This window comes from Paenibacillus sp. 01T422 (assembly GCF_056398785.1).
The window spans coordinates 1-1771 of record NZ_JBFTQB010001117.1 but is presented as its reverse complement, the minus strand read 5'-3'; the positions used below and the strand labels follow the sequence as shown (position 1 = coordinate 1771).

Here is a 1771-nt window from a genome sequence, read left to right as displayed (position 1 = left end):
GAGGAACTTAACATTGAGGATGCGATAAGTAATAAATTCAAATGTGCGAAGTGCGGAACTCGGGAGTGTTTGGTCAAAGAAGTTGCTATGAGTGGCACAGGTTTTAGTAAGATTTTTGATATCGAATACAATCATTTTTTATTTGTTTCATGCTTGAATTGCGGCTTTGTAGAAGTTTATAATCCGGATGTTCTAAGAGGACATAAATCAGGTAAGCTTGGAACCATTATGGATATTTTATTTGGGGGCTAGTTATTGCAGGTGCGGGATAACTAGAAGCAGGAAATTTTATGTGCAGAATGTTAGATTGCTCTCAAATTGGTTAAAACTGATTTGAGAGCAACAATTGCCGTAACTAAGCGAACTGAAGACCGCTGTTACTGAAATGTGAGCGAGGCGTCAGTGTCAAGAGGTTTTAATCAGACTCATTTTGAGTTACGATAATAATAGAGGGCATTTTCCGTTTGAAGGAGTGAAGCAGCATCAGCAAGAGGAGGGAAGTAAACTGGAAAACTTTGCATGCTTATACATCGTACGCGGTGAACCTTATCGATCGGGCACCTGCGTGAATCTCAGTGAGGATGAAACACTGGTCGGCCGGGTATCCAATCAGTTAACTCCGGATTTGCCCCTAACGAACGCCTTTATTTCCCGGGAGCATCTCGTCATCCGGAAAGAGCAAGACAAGGYGGTTCTATATGATTTAGGGAGTCGTCACGGAACAGAGATCAACGGTGTTTTGCTAACGCCACATACCCCCTATACGTTGAAAAATTTTGATATCATTAAGCTCTCTAAGGGGATGACCGTCATCCACTTTTCTTATATGTTTGCCGATCAGACCTTAGAAATCGAACCGCTCAGCATCACCGGTCATCTGGAAATACCGGAATTGCCGCTCATGATTCATTGGGAGAGAAGAGAATGTGTCGTGGAAGGCAAACGTATCCTAATGTCCGAAAAAGAATATTTACTGATTCGAGTGCTGCATGATAATGCCAATCGGCTCGTTCCGCTCGAGGAAATTAAATCTAGAGTATGGCCGGAAAGATCGACAGGAGCAGAAGGCTTCTCAGACGTGACACTGGATGAACTGAATGCGCTGATCTATCGAGTGCGAAAAAAATATGGAAAAGCGACCTTTCTGATTAGCGCTGTCCGCGGCAGTGGCTACATGCTCGAAACTGAATTGAAATCGTCATAAGGAAAGTAGGGACATTTCTTGAAGTATATACAGGCAGAATATTCTGGCCCACTTAACGGAACGGTACATATACCGGGAGCGAAGAATAGCTCCCTTGCTTTACTTGCTGCTGCTTGTCTCGCAGACAACATCGTAACGTTCGAGGGTATCCCACGCATAGACGATGTCCGTGTTATTGCGGAGATTGGACGAGATATCGGAATGAAGTTACAACAGCAAGGCGGACAAGTCATTATAGACCCACGGTGGATTCACAGTTCAGTGATTGATCCAGGTAAAGCTTCAAGCTATCGGGCTTCTTATTATTTCGCAGGCGCGTTGCTTTCCAAATTCGGCAAAGTCACAATCGGGTTACCTGGTGGCGATGATTTCGTTTCAAGACCGATTGATCAACATATTAAGGTATTTAAAGCGCTGGGAGCGCAGGTCAATCTTTTCAAAGATTATTATGAGGTCGAAGCTGCTGAGCTGAAGGGGGCGGACATTTATTTCGATACCATTACTTCTGGCGCGACAATTAATGCCATGCTGGCGGCAGTGCTGGCCAAAGGTCGGACACAACTACAT

Annotated in this window: 2 protein-coding genes and 1 pseudogene; all 3 read left to right on the top strand. The window is 44.3% G+C overall.

The annotated features are described in order from the left end of the window. Positions 1-252, top strand: a 252-nt coding sequence (locus AC1DUA_RS36250) for a zinc ribbon domain-containing protein (RefSeq protein WP_477504339.1), incomplete at its 5' end; no start/stop codon positions are given. A 178-nt stretch (positions 253-430) separates the two neighbouring features. After that, complete coding sequence (locus tag AC1DUA_RS36245) at positions 431-1204, top strand: FHA domain-containing protein (RefSeq protein WP_477504338.1); 774 nt, start codon at positions 431-433, stop codon at positions 1202-1204. Between the two features lie 18 nt (positions 1205-1222). Next, positions 1223-1771: pseudogene (locus AC1DUA_RS36240) on the top strand (UDP-N-acetylglucosamine 1-carboxyvinyltransferase); the annotation flags it as partial.